Below are 17,740 nucleotides of genomic sequence, written 5' to 3' on the forward strand. Positions count from 1 at the left end.
CGGGGCAGGGAACCGGTGCCCTGGTGGGTCGCGTGGGGAAAGGGGAAGACGCGGTGGTGGAAGGAGGGGCGATGGCGGACGCATCAGATTGCACGGTCGGTCGGAAATTGCGAGGACGCTCGGCAATCGCCCACGAGATCCTGGCGGCAGCCGATGTGGGGGAGCGTCTGATGGACGATGTGCTGCCGGTCGTTTCGGAGCTGGTCGCCAACGCCGTCCGCCATGCCGGTGGCGTGACCGACTTTCACGTCCGACCTCTCCGGAACTGCGTGGCGGTCGAGGTGTCGGACGCGTCCTCCCTGTCCCCACGGATGCCGGGTACGCCGGTCGAGGTGCCGGGCGGGTTCGGCTGGCTGCTGGTCAACAAGATTGCTGACCGCATGGAAATCCGATCTCATGACACCGGCAAGGTGATCACCGCGTTCATCCCACTCCCCGCCGCCGCCTGAGCCACGCGCCTGGCGCCGGCTCGGACTACCCCCGGCCTCGCCGCGCTGACCTCACGATGCCCGCAGGCTGATTCGTCCTGGTGGGTCCGGTCGTGACGGCGGGCCGGCGGACCGCGCGGTGGCGAGGCCCGCGAGGAGGCCCAGGGGGAGCGCCGAGATCCATACCAGGGCCGGTGCGCCGATGCGGCCGAGAGCGAGGCCGGAGGTGGGGCCGATCGCGGCGCCGATGTCTTGTGTGGTGGACAGGGCGGCCTGGTAGGTGGCGCTGCGTCCCGGTGGGGCGTAGCGGGTGATGAATGCCGAGGTGGTGGGGCCGGAGATCATCATTCCGAAGGAGACGACGAGAACGGCCGCGACGAGGGCCGGGTAGCCGAGTTCGGCGGCGGCGAATCCCGCGAGGCCCACGCCTTGGAGCGCGGCGCCCAGGAAGAGCATGCGCCCGGTGTCATGTCGGCGGGTCCAGCGGCTGACCGGGATCTGGAACAGGATGATCGCGAGGGCGTCGATGACGAACAAGGCCGCGTAGGCGGTGGTGCCCAGGGGGTGGAGTTGGTTCAGGAGTACCAGGCCGTCGGCTTGCCACCAGGTGAAGGTGATGCTGAGCAGGCTGCCGCCGAGGATGAGCAGCGCCAGTCTGCGGTCGCGCAGGATCCGGGCGGGCGCGCCGTACGCCTCCTTGATGTCTGTCTCGGCTGTCTCCGGGCCGTCGACGCGGTCGGGGGGAACGGCGAGGAGCACCGTCAGGGCGGCGCCGACGAGCAGGACGCCTGCCACGGCGAACACGCCCGACAGCGAGAGGGTGACGGCTGCGGCTCCCAGGATCGGGCCGATCACGCCGCCTACGCTCGCCACCGCGCGGGTCAGCCCGTAGGCGTGGGGGAGGTCCTCGTCGGCGTGCAGGTCGCCGATGAGCGCTGCGATGGTTGGGTGGAACGCCGACTCGAAGAGTCCCGCGGCGAGGAACAGACCGAGGGCGGGTACCGGGTGGTGCACCAGGAAGAGGCTGCCGTAGCCGAGAGCCATCCCGGTCGTGGAGAGCAGCAGCATGCGGCGGTGGCCGATGCGGTCGGCCAAGGCGCCCCCGGCCAGGCCGCCGGTGAACTCACCGACGGCCTGAACGAGGAACAGCGTGCCGGCCGCCGCTCCGCTCAGCCCGCCGACACGGTGGGCCCACAGGATGACGAAGGGCAGCATGACGCCGCCGGCCAGGGCACCGAGCAGCCGGACGACCAGAAGTCCTCGGAAGGCCACCGTGACCTGTCGCGACGTTGGTCCGCTCCGAGATTCGGGCGCTGCGGCCGTCACATCGGGTTCCGCGACGTGACGGCGGGACGGCGGTCGGCCGTCCAGTAGCCCTTGGCGAAGACGTGGTCCGGCCGGACGCCCGCGCTGTGCACGAGTTCGCGGACCGCCCGCGCCGCGCCGGCCTCGGCGAGGACGTAGACCTGGCCGAAGCGGCCCGCCAGTATTTCCTCGGCGACCACGGCGAGAAGCGCCTGCGGGTCGCCGGGAGGCCGGCCGCCGCGCTCGAGCCAGCGCACCCGGCCCGCCGCGATCGTGACGCGGTCGGCGGGAGACTCGGTCTCGACGACGGCGGTGGCCTCCTGACCGGCCGGCAGCGCCTCGGTCAGGGCGGCGATGGCCGGCAGGGAGGCTTCGTCACCGACGAACAGATGGCCGTCGGCCGGTCCTAGTCGGAGCTTTCCTCGGGGGCCGGCGAACTCCACGGGGGAACCGGGTTCCGCGCTCGCCGCCCAGGTGCTGCCCGGCCCGCCGCCCGGGTGCAGGACCGCGTCGATGTCCCACTCGCCGACCTGTGGGCGGGCGTGCCGGATGGTGTAGCGCCGCTTGACTCGGCTTCCGCGGGCGTCGGTGAGGAGCATCTCGATGTCCTGGGCCGGGCGGGGGGTGAGCCCGGTGAGACTCGGTCCGCCCACGGTGAGTCTGACCGTGCGGGGGGTGAGGTGGCGCCGGGTTAGCACCGTGCAGTTATGGGTTGTCTTCATGGGGTTTCCCTCTGGTGTCCGAGAGCGGCGGGAACAACCGGACATGCTTACGGCCGCCCGCAAGGGTTTCGAGGCATCGTGCCTCGATATGAGGCTAACACCATTCCGAGGCACCGTGTCTTGATAAGCTGATTCCATGCCACGCACAGCCCACGAACAGGCCACACCCGGACGCCCCCGCAGCCAATCGGCGCGGATCGCCGTTCTCCACGCCGTCGACGACATGCTCGTCGAGCAGGGGTACGCGGCGATGACCATGAAGGGCATCGCCGAACGCGCCGGAGTCGGGCGCCAGACCGTTTACCGGTGGTGGTCCACCAAGGCGGAGATCCTGCTGGAGGCGAGCACGTCCGACGCCGCCCACGAGTTGGACATCGAGCCGCAGGCCCGTCCAGCCGACGACCTCCTCGCCTTCCTCCAAGCGCTGACCACCTTCCTCACCACCTCGCCGGCCGGCCTCGCCTACCGGGCACTGCTGGGCGAAGCGCAGCACGACACCGCGGTACGCGATCTCGTCCGCGCCGCCGACCTCGTCGGCACCGCCACCTCGGCCGTGCTCGCTCGCGTACGCCCGCACGCCCCCGCCATGCCCCCTTCGCCACTGGCCGTCGCCCAACTCGCCGGCCCCGTCGTCGCCGTCATCCTGGAGACCGGGAACCCCCTGACGCCCGCCGCGCTGCTCGCCGACCACGCCGCGATTCTGCTCGACGCCTGGACAACGGGCCGCCCGCGCTGAGCCGAGCGTCGGGCCCGTTCGCCGCACCGGGATCGTTCATGCCGCCGCGGGTCGCCGCGGCCGGGTCACCGTGGTGCGTCTCCAGATCGGGAACCTGGACCAGAAGGTCGAGGCTCTGGACGAGAAGATCGACCAGAACCAGGCCCGGATCATTGAGCTGCTCACCCAGCTCGCGGGACAGCGCCCCGACGCCAGCTGACTTTCCGGGGCCGTACAGGCCCGATCTGCCAACCAACCGGCTGGTCTCCTGATGTTCGTCGTGAGGCGTCCGCGCCGGGCTGGGAGCAGTCGCGGCGAAGCCGGCGCGCATCGACCAACCGGTCCGGAACCGGACCCAGGCTGGCCGAGTGCAGGTCGTCGTACGCGCAGTCCGCCGATCAGGCCCGACGGTGCGGCGCGGCCCCCTCGGCTCCCAGTCCGCCCCCAACAGGGCCGGGTCGCCGTCAACTCCGCCTTCGGAACGCCTACTTCGGAGACTGGAGCTCGGGCATCATACGTCCATGACACGTGGGGGTGACGGCGGCGGCCGGTTGATCGGGGGCCGCTACCTGTTGGCGGAGCGGCTCGGGTCCGGCGCCATGGGAACCGTGTGGGCCGGTCTCGACACCGTCGTTGACCGGCAGGTCGCGGTGAAAGAGGCGCTGATCCGCGTGGACCGCGACGACCCGGTCTACCAGGCCCGCACCTCCCGCATCCTGCGCGAGGCAAAGGCCGCGGCGCGGGCCGGCCACGACTCCGTCGTCACTGTCTACGACGTCATCGTCGAGGACGGACGGCCGTGGATCGTCATGGAACGGGTGCACGGACGGACGTTGTCCGAGGTTCTCGCCGAACGCGGGCCCCTCGGTACCGCGGAGGCCGCTGGGATGCTTGTGGGCGTCGCCGAGGCCCTCGTCGCCGCCCACGCCAAGGGCGTCGTACACCGTGACATCAAGCCGTCCAACATTATGCTCCGTGACGACGGGCGGGCCGTGCTCACGGACTTCGGCGTTGCGTACATTAAGGGAGAACCGGATCTGACCGAATCCGGGGAGGTCATGGGGTCGATCGCCTACATGTCCCCGGAACGGATGGCGGGACGCGACCAGCCGGGTCCGGCGGCGGACCTGTGGTCCCTCGGCGTAGTGCTGTACGAGATGGTCGAGGGAGAATCCCCCTTCCGTCGGGACACCATGGAGGCCACCGCGGCCGCGGTCCTCCTGGTGGAGCCCCCGCCGATCCGGAGGGCGACGCCCGACCTCGCCTCGCTGATCTCCGACTTGCTCGAGAAGCAGCCGAACGAGCGCGTCACCGGTGACGTCGCCGTGGCGCGGCTGAGGGCTCTTGCGGACGCGCCTGCGGGAGCCGGCCCAGCCACCGGGGCCGGCACTCCTCTGGCGAACGCCCGCCGGCGGCGACGGCGCGCAGGCCTGGGCGTGGCGGGGATCGCGGTCGTCGCGCTGGCCTTCACACCCATCCTGATCGACAAGTGGAAGACGCAGGCCGAGGGCGGCGGCCCTGGAGCCAGGCCTTCGGCCTCGGCCACACCCTCGACTTCGACGTCCGCCTCCGGATCGGCTTCGGCCTCCGCCTCGAAATCACCTACCCCGCCGGAATCCTCGCCGGCTTCCGGGTACGAGAAGGTCGGCGGGCGGGAGTTCAGCGTCGAGCTACCCAGGGGTTGGACCATCCGTCCGCTCAACGGCAAGGGCCAGGCGGTATTCGACCGCGACGGGTTCCAACTCACCGTGATCGCCGGCCGGGACCCTGCGACAGGGGACGGCGACCCCATCGAATACCAGCGCTTCACCGAACCCGAACTCAAGCCCTACCGCGAGTCCACCTGGTCGACGGCGACCGACATCCACGCGACGACGGTCGGCACCCAGCGCTCGGCAACGGGGACGTACACGTGGATCGGCCAGGCGGGCGTGCGGGTCTACGCACGTAATACCGTCATCGTGGTCGACGGGCGCTATCACGTGCTCCTGATCACCGGGCCCGAGGATTCGCGGTCGCTGGTCGATACGATCTCCGATCACGCCGCCGCCAGCTACCGGCTGACCTGACCCGGCCTGACCTGCACGTGATCCACCCGATCTACGCGATCACATCGCCAGCCGGTCGCGGTGTACGTGATGGGGCAGCCCGGCGCCGGAAAACAGCCCCGCACCTTGAACACCAGGTGAGCCCCACCTCTCACTGGGTCCGAGATCGGAAACAGGTACTCAGAGGGCGTTTAGCGCCTTATTGGAGTCTTTTGTGCTGATCTGAGGCTACGGTCGTTCGGGGCTGCTGTGGTTGTTGTGGTTCATGATGCGAAAGTGGCTGCCAGGCGGACGTATTGCTCTGCCTCCTCCTGTTTCATCCCAAGGCGCCAGGTTTCACGCCGTGTGCTTCGGGCGCCGGTCCGCGCGCCCAAGGCAGGTGGGTAGTCCCAGACCATGTCTGAACGCCGCCGCTATCCGAGCGATCTGTCCGATGCCCGGTGGGAGTTGGTCGAGCCGGTTCTGACCGCCTGGCGGGCCGAGCGCCGCGGCCGTGGACTGGACATCGGCCAGCCACCCGACCACGACCTGCGCAGCCTCCTGGACGCGGTCCTTTACGTGAACCGCACAGGGATCCCGTGGCGCTACCTCCCGCACGACTACCCGCATTGGAATACCGTCTACGCCTACTTCGCGCGGTGGCAGGAAGAAGGTGTCTTCGACCAGCTCAACAGTCTCCTGCGACGCCAAGTACGCAGGCAGGAGGGCCGTGAGGAGGAACCGACCGCATGCGTCATCGACTCACAGAGCATCAAGACGTCCACCAACGTCCCCACCTATGAGCAAGGCATCGACGCGGGCAAGAAGATCGTCGGACGCAAGCGGAGCATCGTCATCGACACCGTCGGCCTTCTCCTGGCGGTCGTGGTCACCGCGGCGAGTGTCCAGGACTCGATCGCCGGCCGGACCCTCATCGGCCGGGTCGCCGTCGAGCACCCCACCGTCCGCAAGACCTGGGTCGACGGCGGCTACCGCCAGCACCTCGTCGAGCACGCCGCCGCCCTCGGCATCGACATGCACATCGTCCGCCGCGACCCTTCCACCAGGGGATTCAAAGTCCTGCCTCGTCGTTGGACGGTCGAGAGAACGCTCGGCTGGCTCATGAATCACCGGCGGCTTGCCCGCGACTACGAAGCCCGTCCGCACCGCTCCGAGGCGATGATCCAGCTCGCGATGATCAATCTGATGACCCGCAGACTCACCGCCGAAGCCACCCTCACATGGCGCGGCGCGTGAACCATCCTCAAACCGACAATCCGGGATCAAACAACGGGATGAAACGCCCTCTACTGATCTTTTCGTAAGTTCAGTGGGTGTGGTGGCTGTGTGGGTGGGAGGCTGTCGGGGTGGCTTATCGACCTTTGCGCTCTGCGGCCGGCGTCTCCCTTCCTCCTTTGCCGCGGCCTCAGTTGGCGGAGGCTCGTCGTGTTCGGGCGGGCGAGTTGTTCGAGGAGGGTGTCTCGAATACGGAGATCGCGCGGGCGGTGGGGGTGTGTGCGGAGAGCGTGCGTCGATGGCGGCGTGCGTGGGAGGAAGGTGGCGCTTCGGCCTTGCGGCGGCGTGCGGCTACCGGTCGCCCGCCCAAGCTGGACGACGCCCAGGTCGAGACGGTCCGAGCCGCGTTGGAGCAAGGTGCCCAGGCCCATGGCTTCGAGGCCGACCTGTGGACCCTGGAGCGAGTCGGCGCGGTCGTCACCCGGGCAACGGGGGTGGTGTTGTCGAGGGCGTCGGTGTGGCGGTTGTTGACCGGCCGGCTCGGATGGAGCCTGCAGCGGCCCGAGCGGCGGGCGGTGGAGAGGGATGAGTCGGAAATCGCCCGCTGGATCGCGCACGAGTGGCCGCGCATTAAAAAGGGGCCGTGAACACACGTGCCTGGATCGTTTTCCTCGACGAATCAGGCATCTCCTTGCTGCCTCAGATCCGCCGCACCTACGCACCTCGAGGTCGGACCCCGTCTACTGCGGCACCGCCTGAACTGGAAGCGCGCGTCGATGGCCGGGGCCCTGGGCTACCACTTCACCGACCCCGATCGCGGGGCCCGCTTGTGCTTCCACCTCCAGCCCGGCAGCTACGACACCGCCGCCCTCATCGACGTCCTGGAGCAGATGAAGGTGTTCTACCGCGGCGAGCGGGTGGTCCTGGTCTGGGACGGCCTGTCCGCGCACTGGAGCCGGGCAATGCGGGCGTGGGTCGCCGAGCAGGACTGGCTGACCCTGGAGCGATTACCCGCCTACGCTCCCGAGCTGAACCCGGTGGAGCTGTTGTGGTCCTCGCTCAAGAAGCGTGAACTCGCCAACCTCGCCGGCGACCACCTCGCCGATGTCGCCGACGCCACCGAGCAAGGCATCCACCGCATCAACACCAACCCCCGACTGCCATGGTCATTCCTCGCCCATACCGGTTTGACCATCCACCCAACACACCCACCGAACTTACGAAAAGATCAGTAAGAGCCAGAGCAAGGCCCGCCCATATGGGCAGCACGATGTTGCGGTGGTACAAGGTCATCCCCCGGAAGTGAGTACGAGCGCGCAGAGGTTACAGGCGGCCTTGAACAGTGCTCGTGGCGGAGAGCCGTATCCCGGCCGCAGTCGCGAAGACTCTGTCCTGGAGCTGACTCGGCGAGAGCTGCTCGCAGACCTATCGGCTTGACTACTGCAGAGAAGCCACCTTCTCTGCACCAAGCCAATTGGTGTAGGAGATGACATCTGACCGGCGCTTCATCCGACGCTTTGCAACGCAAATTTCTGCCTGCCCGGGTTGTGCGGGCAGACGGGCCACAGGGGCAACGGGATGATCTTGAAGCCCTGAACGCCGGGCCCGTCCCGTATTTCAGAGGGATACCCGCGCTGTTCTGCCGGCGGCAGAACAGCGGCCGGACCGGGCTCGGCGATCACTACGGTCCCGTCTCATGACGACGATTACGACGCGTACGGTCGAGTACCCGGCCGACGGTTTGACGATGATCGGGCACCTCGCGCTCCCGGCCGGTCTCGACCGCCGGCCAGCGGTGCTGCTCGGACCAGAGGGCATGGGACTCGGCGACGTCGAGCGCCGCCGGGCCGACGCGCTCGCCGAGCTGGGATATGTGGCGCTGGCCTTCGACCTTCACGGCGGACGCTACGTGAGCGACCCGGACGAGATGCTGGCCCGTTGCCTGCCGCTGCTCGCTGATCCCGACCGGATGCGGGGCATCGGCCATGCGGCGCTCGACGTGTTGCGCACCGAACCGCGGACCGACCCCGACCGGATTGCCGCCGTCGGGTACGGCACCGGGGGCGCCATCGCGCTGGAACTCGGGCGCGACGGCGTCGATCTGCGCGCGATCGGGACAGTCAACGCAACCACCACGGGCCGACCGGGCGAGGCGGCGCGCATTCGCTGCCCGGTGTGGGCCGGGGTCGGCTCGGAAGACCCGATCATGCCGCCCGCGCAACGAAACGCGTTCACCGCCGAGATGCAGGCCGCGGGCGTCGACTGGCGCCTCACCATCTACGGCGGCGCCTTGCACGCCTTCCACCACCCGCCGGTCGACCACCCCACGGTCCCCGGCATCGGCTACCACCCACAGCACGCGCAGCGAGCCTGGCACGACGTCATCGACCTGCTCACCGAATGCCTGCCCGTGACGGAGGACCCGGGGAGATGACACAGGCAAACATGCTGGTGCCAGGCCTGGTCGGCGTCGCGCACTGACAGTCTCACCCTCAAGCCCTCACAGCAGAACCGCATTCGGGTCTTTGCGCGGGCGCGGAGACGTATTCACAACTGCCGCAGTGAATGCCGGGTTTACTGCGGCGGAGCCATGGCCGTGATCGTTCCGACCTACGCGGGCCGTTCCGGCTTCCAGGGCGAGATGTACGCATTCAGCACCGTTTCTTATGGTGGTTCCCGGAGCCACGGGTGAAGTTTCCCCTTCTCGCCCGGTGGCGGCGTGCTGGTGGGTCCGGACGATCTTGGAGTCGATCTGGACCAGCCCCTCGATGCCGCCGCCCGCATCCGCGTGGACTTGGATCTGCTGCCGTCCGGCGCGCAGAAACAGCGTGGCCGACACACCCGCACATGGCTACTCTGGCGCTCCCGGGAGCCGGAGGAGGCGCAGGACGGTGAAGCGCAAGACACCCCAGGAGAAGAAGCGGCTGAGCTACGTCAAAGATCATCGGAACAACTACGGCGAGAACGACAAGAGCTCTCGCAAGAACATCCGTCGAAACAAGCAGTTCCCCAACAGTGCCAACCGGCGTCACGCACAGACCGCGCTGACGGTGCTCCTAGGCTCACCCGACGATATCCGCGCCGACGCTGTTGAGGAGCGCATGAACGGCCGGCGCCCGAAGCGCTGGCAGAAGTTCCCCGACGCACCGCTGGGTGCCACCGTCGACGGCGCCCTCCAGCGCCGCGCGAAGATGGGTATCGCCGGGGCCGAAAGTGCTGCTGCCCGCCTGCGCGGCGTCCGCAGTCGATTCGACTGGATGGCCCCCTCCGACAACCCACTTCTGCCGCCCTTCGTGGTGCGCAGAGTCCGCTCATCGCTCGCAGAAGACGACGAAACGGGCTGTGCATGACGCGGGCTTCGAAGGGTCACGGCTCATCACAGTCCACGGTGCGCCTTGAACGTCGTTTCACTTCGTGAGTCGTCGGTAGTTGACGAGGCTGGTGGCGATGGCTGTGAAGGCGAGAAAGTGTTCTGGCTTGCCTTCGTAGCGTCGGCGGAGCCGGCGGCAGCCAGCGGGCCAGGACACAGTTCGTTCGATGACCCATCGGTGGCATCCGAACCGCCCGGAGGTATCGACGCCCTGGCGGGCGATCCGTGGCGTGATGCCGCGGGAGCGGAACCGTTGCCGCAGGTGAGGGTAGTCGTAGCCCTTGTCGCCTTGGAGCTTGTCGGGCCGTCTGCGGAGGGGACCGCGGCGGCGGCGGATCGGCGGTATCGACGGGTCGGATTCGGTCCGGTCAACATGTAGTAGGCGTGCTGATACCGGCTGGTGAGGGTGTCGGGCTGGTCGGTCGGAGGCGAGCCGCGTCGCGCCTCGCCTCGCCTCGGGTGGGAGCGTGGGTCGGCCGCGGTTGACACCAGGCCTGTTCGAAGCCGAAACCGAAACTACGCTGAGTCATGTCTGAAATTGGTTGTGTTGGTGAGGGAAAAGTGAGAATTCCCATGAGTGCGGAACTCCTCGTCACGGTCATTCATGATGAGCACGACGACGTCAACCACCGCGTGTCGGGGCGCTTCCCTGCTCACCTGGAACCGTCCTTCATTCGCTTGGCCTTCCACGCCTCCATGAAAGCGCCCGCTGCTTTCGAGGGGCACAGGGAGGGAGGTCTCAGAGCTGTCCTGACTGCACCGCTACCCAGCGCAGCGCAGTGTCCAAGGCGCCCGCGGAAGAACTGAGCGGGTAGGACCGGTGGTCCATGCGGTTCCCAGAGAACTCGTACGGCTCGATCTCGTCTGGAGTCCGCTGATTCTGCGACAGGGCGGTCACTGCACCGCCTACACCGCCCGCTCCGCCGACGGCTGCCTGGCCCGTTGGCTTCTGCTCACCGAGGCCTTGTTCATCGCCTCAGTGATCGTCTGGCTGGTGCGGACTTGGCTGCGCCTGTGGCCGGAAGGATTCGCCCCCCGCAACACGACTGCACGCCGGCGAGCGGCTGCGCGGTGCGCAACGTCATAAGAGGAGGAGGGCGAGCCAGCGCATGCAGCCGGAGTCGCGATGCGCTCCTTGGAGTCGCTCCAACTACACATGGGGGAGCTGGCGCTCCTCACACGGCGCGGACGGTGATCCGAGCCGGTGCCCGGACTCCGCTCGCGCGCAGCGCTTCGAGGACGGTCCCGGTGATCCAGGCGGCGGCGTCCGGCGTCCACTCGGGCGCGCTCCCGGCCAGGATGGTGCCCGGTCCGTTGCCGGGGCTCGGGCGCAGGCGCAGCAGGCCGTGCCCGCTGCGGGTGACGGCGGCGGACAGCTGCTCCGCGTTCGCCTCCGGTTCGATACCGGGCTGCGCTACGTTGCGCACGGCTGGACGCGCACGCCACCCGCCGCCGCAGCTTCGACGCCCACGTCGTCGGGGCCGCGATCGGCCAAGGACCTCCGGGGCCCGCGAAGTCCAGACGGGAAGGCGACCTTCTCGTGCAGGCCGCTGTCGCCCAAGGAGCTTTCGAGAAGGTCGCGGAGGCGCTCATCAGCTACTGCTTCACCGCCTCGGAGCTGATCGACGACGTGCACCGGGACGGCGAAGAGGCCATGGCAGTACGCCATGGGATCGACCGCGAGCGACTGCGTCTCACCAAGGTCGCGAGCAAAGAGGGTGCCCGTATCCGGCTGTCGGTCGAACTCTCGTGCGTCGCCTGCGGAGCCCCGCTGACCCGCGGCGCCCCGGTGGACTGCCACCGCTGCCACCCGTCCCCGCAGCCATCCGGCGTACAGGTTCACCTCACCGGTCCAACGTCGAGACCGTGCGGTCACGGGTCGACGGCTCAGTTGTAGGCAGCCCACGGGTCTTTCAGTACGTCGGGACGGATTCCGAAGGCGCGGAATCGGGCGTCCAGGTCCTTCAGCTCCGCGAGTCCCTTGCCGATCTTCTCCCACCCCCGTGCCTGCGCCTCCCTCGCCTCGTCCTCGGGCAGGGGCATGAGGGCCAGCGACGAACCGGACAGCACGTCCGCCATTCCGCTGCGGGTCTGCTTCTGCGCGTTCGCCCACACCGCCTGGGTCGGCGCGTCCGGGATCTCCTGGTGGGCTTCGGCGGCGCGCAGTGCCGCGGACAGGTTCTCGAAGTCGATGACTCCGCGGCCCTGTTCGTGAAGGTCATGGACGCCGCGCGTCCGCTTGGCGAGTTCGTTGTACCGCTCTGAGCCGTCCTGCTTGTACCAGAGGGCGACGAGCTCACCGGCGGGCGTCGGCTCGGGCGGCAAGGTCGGTGTCGGGGTACGGGTGGGGCTCGCACTCACGCTGAGACTGGGACTCGGGCTCGGCGCGGCGGCTTCGGGTCCACCGGAGCAGCCGGCTGACAGGGCGGCGCCGACCACGGTCAGTACGAGTGCGAATGCGCGGGTCCGCATGTGTCCCCCTGGGCGACGGGTGGGCCTTCAACTGGTCCCCGACCACGCTGCCTTACCGCACCTCCCCACGCGTCTCCTCGTCGAGTTCGAGGCGCATTCGTAACAGGCGGCCAACCGGTCGAGCCCTCGACGGCCGCGTCGTTCGTTCAGCCGAGCATCGGGGCACCGAACAGGCCGGGAACGGGCGAGATGCCTAGCATCGGTGCAAAGCGCACCCGGCGACCACGCACACCGTTCGAGATTCCATGGAGGCGTCATGTTCCCTCGGGGCCGTCGGTTGGCGAGCGCCTGCACCCGTACGCTCCTGGTCGGCATGCTTGTCACCGGGTGCGCCCTCGCCTCGCCCACAGGTGAGGGCCTCGGGGGGCCCGGCAGCAACGCCGGGACCGAGGTCGCGGTGGGCGCCTACCTCCACTACGGCTCGCCCGGTGTGGAGAGGATGCGGGGCCTCTCGCACTGGCTCGGGGGCACCGAACTGCGCGCCGGGCACACCTACCTGCCCGGAGACACCTGGTCGAACATCGAGGGAGCCCCCGATTCCTTGCGCAGCTGGGCCCGGTGGCGCAGGGCGAGAGCCGATCGGCTCTTCGTTCTGAATGTGCCCATGCAGGAACGCAACGAGGCCGACGTCTCCGACGAGCAGGTGGCCGAGCTGATCCGCGCCGGCGCACGGGGCGAGCACGATCGCCACTTCCGGAGGCTGGCCAAGCGTCTGGTCACCCTCGGCGTGCCGGACACGGTGATCGTGCTCGGCTGGGAGATGAACGGCTTCAACTACACCCACCGGTGTCGTCCCGACCCCGAGAACTGGAAAAGGTACTGGCGGCGCATCGTGGCCGCCATGCGCTCGGTCGAGGGGCAGCGGTTGCGGTTCGACTTCGCCCCGAACCGCGGCGGCGACGCCATCGCCTGGACTGCGTGCTATCCCGGTGACGACGTGGTCGACGTACTGGGCATGGACAGCTACGACCAGCCACCCGGCCACACCTTCGACGAGCAGGTCACCCAGCCGTACGGGCTCCGACAGCAGGTCGACTTCGCGCGGGCGCACGGGAAGCAGATCTCGTATCCCGAATGGGGGCTGTTCCGCAACGGCGACAACCCCGAGTACATGCGACGCATGCTGAGATGGATCGCCGAGCACAAACCGCTCTACCACAGCATCACGGACTACTGCCCCCACGGCGTATGGCAGTGCGACCAGAACCCGCGCTCCGCACAGGTGTTCCGCACGTTCCTGGCGGCCCGCCAGGGCCGGTGACGGCTTCCCTGCCGCGCGCTCGCCGTCCTGGCGGTAGTTTCGTGAAGCCGGTTTGCCCGCCCGGCCTTGGCTACAGTGGACGCCGTCTTGGATCATCGGTGCGCCTATCCGAGTGCCTTCCGGATCTCCCGCGAGCCAGCGACGCACGGTGGGGGTAGGTCGTTTCGCACGAGGCGACCTTGGGATCCGAGAGGAGATCAGCCATGTACGCAGTGGTTCGACGGTATGAAGGGGTGACGGATCCTGCCGAGGCGGGGCGCCGGGTGGAAGAGGGATTCGTGCCTCTCCTTCGCCAAGTGCCTGGATTCGTGGCCTACTACTGGGTTAACGCGGGGGGTGGAGTGATGCTCTCTACCAGCGTCTTTGAGGACCAAGCCGGGGCCGAAGAGTCGGTCAAGAGGGCCGCTGACTTCGTACGGGACAACCTCGCATCGCTGCTCCCTGAACCTCCCCAAGTCACGGCCGGCCAGGTTGTGGCTGCTGGATAGACGGCCTCCGGAGTGGTCTCTATCCACGCGCCCTCCATAACGGCGACCAGGCATTTCACGGAACTCCGGCCAGAGCCGTGAAATCGGCCAGTGCTGCCTACCACGGGGGCGGCGGGTCAGGATCGGGTGACGCCGTAGCCGGTGTCGTTGAGGACGGCTACGCCGACCGCCTTGACCGACGTCGAGCCAGTTATGCGGGCCGTGTCCGTTCCAGAGCCGCTCGCGTGGCAACAGTCAGCGGATGGTTGTCGTGCAGCACCCACTCACACCCCTCCAGGGCGCGCTCGTACTGGGACATCGCACCGTTCGCGTTTCCTGCGGAGTAGTACACGCGAGCGAGGTTGAGCCGAGAGCCCAGTGTCCGCGGGTGGTCGTTGCCCAGGATCCGCTCTCGATCGATCAGGGTGCTTTCGTGTAGTGGGATCGCACGGATCAGGTCGCCTGTATCAGCGTATGCAAGAGCCAGATTGTCTGGGATCTGGCGGGCTACGCCACCGCGGACGTGCCGGTGGTGATGGCGGCATGACCGCGACCGTGTCCTCGACGCCGGCCCGTCCCGACAGGGCCCCGTTCCGCCACGAGCTTTATCCCTACCGCGGGGAGGACCAGTACCTGTCCGGGACCCTGGACTACATCCACGAGGCACTGGAAGCCGACGAGGCAGTGGTCGTCGCGGTCCCCTCGGACAAGACCTCACTCCTGCGCGGCGAACTCGCCGACGAAACCGCCGTCACTTTCGTCGACACCACGACGGCCGGCCCCGACCCCGGCCGATACATCGCCGCCTGGTCGGCATGGATGAACGAACGAGGCGAAGGCGGCAGGCCTGTGCGGGGCATCGGCGAAACCGCCTGGCGCCAAGCGCGCAGCGCCGCGCACCTCTCGGAGCTCCGCTACCACGAATGGCTGATGAATCGGGCCTTCGCACGCAGCTCCACCTGGTCGATGCTGTGCCCCTACGACGCCGCCGACGAGGACCAAGACGCGCTGCGATCACTGTCGCGCTGCCACCCGCAGATCCGCCGCGACGGGCGGCACGCGCCCAACGAGGACTACCTCACCGGCGGGGAATACTCCTTCGACGCCCTGGCCGCCCCGTGCGATCCCTTCCAGGAGCTGAGCTACACGCACGGCGACCTGGCCGCGATCCGCTCGAAGGTCTCCCCGTGCGCCGCCGACGCCGGCGTCCCCGAGGACCGCCTACCCAAGCTCGCCGTCTCCGTCACCGAGATCGCCACGAACAGCATCCGCCACGGCGGCGGCCACGGCACCCTGCGCACCTGGGTCCAGAACGCGACGTTCCTCTGCGAATTCCGCGACTCCGGCTACATCCCCGACGCGATGACCGGCCGCATCCGCCCCGAAGCGAACCAGATCGGCGGCCGCGGCCTGTGGCTCGCACACCAGCTCTGCGACCTCGTCGAAATCCGCTCCACCCCCGACCGGGGAACCACCATCCGCCTACACGTGGACGCCCCACAGCGAGGCGAGTGCCTCTTCGGCCCGGCCGAGGGCGGCCGGCAGGTAGGTGACGACGGTGCGCCGCCGCGCCAGGTCAGGCGGGAGATCGGACACGTGTTCTATTCTATGTCCGAGTGCAGCCCCCCACCAGAACGGACCCCGATGGACACACCCGCCCCGCCGCGCCCCACACTGGCTGCCCTCTGGCAGGTGATCTTGACCGATTGCCAGGTGATATTGACCGGCGTGGTCGGACGCCTGTCAGTACGGTCAGCCTATGGAAAACTAGCCAGAGACCGTGGACCACGAGATCCTGAGCGGCCGGGTCATCCATGCGATCAAGGCATACCGTGACGCGTCGGGCTGCACGATCCACGAGGCGATGGACTTCGTCGAGGAACGTCGAGCGGAGCTTCGCCGCGACCGGCCGAGCACCTGACCTGACGGCTCCCCGACCGGTCAAACTCTCCTGGCGACCGATCAAGATCACCTGTCAGAGGACACCGGGGACCTGGTCGCCCTCCCCGACCGGCCCGTGCGCACGCTGACGTGTTGACTGCACCTTCCTCGGCCCGTTCGGGGCGGGAGACGGCGTGGGCGGCGATGAAGCTCCGGCGGGGCCGCCGACCGTGAAATGTGCGTGGTCCGGTGTCAGCGCGTGGTGGTCAGGGCTGAAGGGGCGAGTACCCACAGCAGGGCTCTGCCGGTCAGGGGTGTGGTGGCGATGAGGGTCAGGTAGACCTCGATGAGGGATCCGTCGCCGGTGAGGACGTCGAGGTCGTCGGTCCATCGGGACAGCAGGTAGATGACGGCGTCGACGATGAGCCAGGAGGCGAGGTTGGCTCCGATCCACCATTTCCAGCGGCGGGTGACCTTGCGGAGGACCAGTGACTGCGACAGTCCGAGCAGTGGGCCCAGGGCCAGGCTCTGGCTGGCGGCCAGCAGGTAGGCCGTCGAGACCGTCCCGTGGGAGTCCTGCGCGGCGATCACGGCGGGCATGATCACCAGCAGCCATGCGAGCAGCGCCGGACCGACGTTGGAGGTGATCCACACCTTGCGCGGGACGGGGACCCGCTCCTTGACGACCAGCCATTGCAGTGCCCCCAGGACTCCGCCGAACAGTGCGGCTCCCAGGGTCGCGATCAGGAGCGCGAGGATCACGTTGTGGCTGGCCAGGTTCATGTGGAGGACGTCGTTGCCCAGCAGGACCAGCAGGAACCCGACGGTCAGCACGGTGATGAAGGCGAGCGTGTTGTAGCCGATCCACCGCCAGTACAGGCGAACGTCCCACCCACTGGCCGAGGCGGGCGGGTGGCCGGAGCCGGAAGCGGTCATCACCCACTCCTCGGGAGGATGCGGCCGTACATGCCGATCTCATGATCGAACACTGATCGCCCCGGACCCGGTTGGTGGCACCGTGCGCCCCTGCGGGTTCCGCTCCCGACCACTCTTGTGGCCCCTCCAGCTTGTTTGTTGCGGCGATGGCATCGCGGACGCGCGAGCGGCCAAGTCGGTGACCTCTTGGTGTGCCTGCCGCGCATTGCCCGCCTCACCGGGGACGTTGGGGGCAGGGCATGCGCTGCGGTCGGGGTGGAGCCGTGAACGGAAACTCGGGTCGTCACCATCGGTAGGTACTGCTCGCCTCGGTGCGTTCGCTGGCAACGGCGGCATTCCTGGTGGCCGCCTACTATCTGCTGCCCATGGACTCGGCCTTCACGGCCACCACCGTCCTCATGCTCCTCGGTGGTATCGCGGCTGTGACGGGGCTCCTGGCCTGGCAGATCTACCAGATCACACTCGCTCCACGGCCCGGGCTGAAGGCCATGGAGGCCATGGCGATCAACGGCTCGCGGGAGCTTCTCGAATGGTGGCTCCAAGGCCCGCGGTGGGAGTTCGACGACCACCTCGACGAACCTGGTGCACCGTTGTTCCCCTCCGAGCGCCGCGACCCCGGCGGGCGGTGCAAGCGCGTGGGCACGAGCGCGATCCGGGGCGCGATGGCGGAGGCGGTGCAATGCCACCTCCCCCGCTGGGTCGGCCGCGCCACCCCGCACGCGTTGCGGCACTTCGCCGCGTCGGATCTGTACGCGCAGGGCATGAACGTCGTCGCTGTCCAGGAGCTGCTCGGGCACCGCTGGATCAACACCACGATGATCTACGTCCACGTCAATAAGACCCACATCGAGGACGCCTGGATCTCTGCCGGCCAGCGGGTCGCGTCCAGGTTCACCGGATAGCCAAGGACGGGAATCGTC

General features: G+C 68.5%; 20 protein-coding genes and 1 pseudogene. 13 read left to right on the forward strand and 8 right to left on the reverse strand.

Annotated elements, in window-relative coordinates:
* Positions 1-71: 71 nt before the first annotated feature.
* Complete coding sequence (locus OG906_RS37935) at positions 72-449, forward strand: ATP-binding protein (RefSeq protein ID WP_329448850.1); 378 nt, start codon at positions 72-74, stop codon at positions 447-449.
* A gap of 51 nt (positions 450-500) precedes the next feature.
* Here OG906_RS37935 and OG906_RS37940 read toward each other — a convergent pair whose 3' ends face one another.
* Together OG906_RS37940 and OG906_RS37945 are read right to left on the reverse strand one after the other, a co-directional pair.
* Entirely contained in the window at positions 501-1,700 is a 1,200-nt protein-coding gene (locus OG906_RS37940) for an MFS transporter (RefSeq protein WP_329448851.1), read from the reverse strand.
* 50 nt (positions 1,701-1,750) lie between these two features.
* Entirely contained in the window at positions 1,751-2,455 is a 705-nt protein-coding gene (locus OG906_RS37945) for a siderophore-interacting protein (protein ID WP_329448852.1), read from the reverse strand.
* 136 nt (positions 2,456-2,591) lie between these two features.
* Here OG906_RS37945 and OG906_RS37950 point away from each other — a divergent pair, with 136 nt between their 5' ends.
* The 7 genes from OG906_RS37950 to OG906_RS37980 all read left to right on the forward strand — a co-directional run bounded on the left by OG906_RS37950 (position 2,592) and on the right by OG906_RS37980 (position 8,867).
* Positions 2,592-3,191 carry a TetR/AcrR family transcriptional regulator gene (locus OG906_RS37950; RefSeq protein ID WP_329448853.1) on the forward strand — a complete coding sequence of 200 codons (600 nt, stop codon included), beginning with the start codon at positions 2,592-2,594 and terminating at the stop codon, positions 3,189-3,191.
* Positions 3,192-3,264: 73 nt separating this feature from the next.
* Positions 3,265-3,390 carry a hypothetical protein gene (locus tag OG906_RS37955; protein WP_329448854.1) on the forward strand — a complete coding sequence of 42 codons (126 nt, stop codon included), beginning with the start codon at positions 3,265-3,267 and terminating at the stop codon, positions 3,388-3,390.
* A 301-nt stretch (positions 3,391-3,691) separates the two neighbouring features.
* Positions 3,692-5,239, forward strand: coding sequence for a serine/threonine-protein kinase (locus OG906_RS37960; RefSeq protein ID WP_329448855.1), 1,548 nt, complete (start codon positions 3,692-3,694; stop codon positions 5,237-5,239).
* Between the two features lie 375 nt (positions 5,240-5,614).
* Positions 5,615-6,454 (forward strand): IS5 family transposase, encoded by an 840-nt coding sequence (locus OG906_RS37965; RefSeq protein WP_329448856.1) that lies wholly within the window; start codon positions 5,615-5,617, stop codon positions 6,452-6,454.
* A gap of 110 nt (positions 6,455-6,564) precedes the next feature.
* Positions 6,565-7,080 carry a winged helix-turn-helix domain-containing protein gene (locus OG906_RS37970; RefSeq protein WP_443067491.1) on the forward strand — a complete coding sequence of 172 codons (516 nt, stop codon included), beginning with the start codon at positions 6,565-6,567 and terminating at the stop codon, positions 7,078-7,080.
* A gap of 129 nt (positions 7,081-7,209) precedes the next feature.
* Positions 7,210-7,668, forward strand: coding sequence for a transposase (locus OG906_RS37975; RefSeq protein ID WP_329448858.1), 459 nt, complete (start codon positions 7,210-7,212; stop codon positions 7,666-7,668).
* A gap of 461 nt (positions 7,669-8,129) precedes the next feature.
* A complete protein-coding gene (locus tag OG906_RS37980) occupies positions 8,130-8,867 on the forward strand; it encodes a dienelactone hydrolase family protein (protein WP_329448859.1) in 738 nt (245 codons plus the stop codon).
* Positions 8,868-8,933: 66 nt separating this feature from the next.
* Here the strand turns inward: OG906_RS37980 and OG906_RS37985 are convergent, their stop codons facing one another.
* Positions 8,934-9,272 carry a hypothetical protein gene (locus OG906_RS37985; RefSeq protein WP_329448860.1) on the reverse strand — a complete coding sequence of 113 codons (339 nt, stop codon included), beginning with the start codon at positions 9,270-9,272 and terminating at the stop codon, positions 8,934-8,936.
* Between the two features lie 52 nt (positions 9,273-9,324).
* Between OG906_RS37985 and OG906_RS37990 the strand changes: the two genes are divergently transcribed.
* Positions 9,325-9,783 (forward strand): hypothetical protein, encoded by a 459-nt coding sequence (locus tag OG906_RS37990; RefSeq protein ID WP_329448861.1) that lies wholly within the window; start codon positions 9,325-9,327, stop codon positions 9,781-9,783.
* Positions 9,784-9,840: 57 nt separating this feature from the next.
* Here the strand turns inward: OG906_RS37990 and OG906_RS37995 are convergent.
* Positions 9,841-10,149: pseudogene (locus tag OG906_RS37995) on the reverse strand (transposase); the annotation flags it as partial.
* A gap of 829 nt (positions 10,150-10,978) precedes the next feature.
* On the reverse strand, positions 10,979-11,230 hold the full coding sequence (locus tag OG906_RS38000; protein ID WP_329448862.1) for a hypothetical protein: 252 nt from the start codon (positions 11,228-11,230) through the stop codon (positions 10,979-10,981).
* A 113-nt stretch (positions 11,231-11,343) separates the two neighbouring features.
* Between OG906_RS38000 and OG906_RS38005 the strand changes: the two genes are divergently transcribed.
* Positions 11,344-11,700 (forward strand): hypothetical protein, encoded by a 357-nt coding sequence (locus tag OG906_RS38005; protein ID WP_329448863.1) that lies wholly within the window; start codon positions 11,344-11,346, stop codon positions 11,698-11,700.
* Here the strand turns inward: OG906_RS38005 and OG906_RS38010 are convergent.
* Positions 11,691-12,275 (reverse strand): hypothetical protein, encoded by a 585-nt coding sequence (locus tag OG906_RS38010; protein ID WP_329448864.1) that lies wholly within the window; start codon positions 12,273-12,275, stop codon positions 11,691-11,693. The genes OG906_RS38005 and OG906_RS38010 overlap by 10 nt on opposite strands.
* A gap of 313 nt (positions 12,276-12,588) precedes the next feature.
* Here OG906_RS38010 and OG906_RS38015 point away from each other — a divergent pair, with 313 nt between their 5' ends.
* Positions 12,589-13,536: a glycoside hydrolase family 26 protein gene (locus OG906_RS38015; RefSeq protein ID WP_443067492.1), complete on the forward strand. Its 948-nt coding sequence runs from the start codon at positions 12,589-12,591 to the stop codon at positions 13,534-13,536.
* A 678-nt stretch (positions 13,537-14,214) separates the two neighbouring features.
* On the opposite strand, the gene OG906_RS38020 is transcribed toward OG906_RS38015, so the two are convergent.
* A complete protein-coding gene (locus tag OG906_RS38020) occupies positions 14,215-14,502 on the reverse strand; it encodes a tetratricopeptide repeat protein (protein ID WP_329448950.1) in 288 nt (95 codons plus the stop codon).
* A gap of 44 nt (positions 14,503-14,546) precedes the next feature.
* Here OG906_RS38020 and OG906_RS38025 point away from each other — a divergent pair, with 44 nt between their 5' ends.
* Positions 14,547-15,839, forward strand: coding sequence for a sensor histidine kinase (locus tag OG906_RS38025; RefSeq protein ID WP_329448865.1), 1,293 nt, complete (start codon positions 14,547-14,549; stop codon positions 15,837-15,839).
* Between the two features lie 297 nt (positions 15,840-16,136).
* Here the strand turns inward: OG906_RS38025 and OG906_RS38030 are convergent, their stop codons facing one another.
* Positions 16,137-16,820: a hypothetical protein gene (locus OG906_RS38030; RefSeq protein ID WP_329448866.1), complete on the reverse strand. Its 684-nt coding sequence runs from the start codon at positions 16,818-16,820 to the stop codon at positions 16,137-16,139.
* 311 nt (positions 16,821-17,131) lie between these two features.
* On the opposite strand from OG906_RS38030, the gene OG906_RS38035 reads away from it, so the two are divergent.
* A complete protein-coding gene (locus OG906_RS38035) occupies positions 17,132-17,722 on the forward strand; it encodes a tyrosine-type recombinase/integrase (RefSeq protein WP_329448867.1) in 591 nt (196 codons plus the stop codon).
* Positions 17,723-17,740 lie beyond the last annotated feature (18 nt).

The organism is Streptomyces sp. NBC_01426, from assembly GCF_036231985.1.
Lineage (GTDB): Bacteria > Actinomycetota > Actinomycetes > Streptomycetales > Streptomycetaceae > Streptomyces.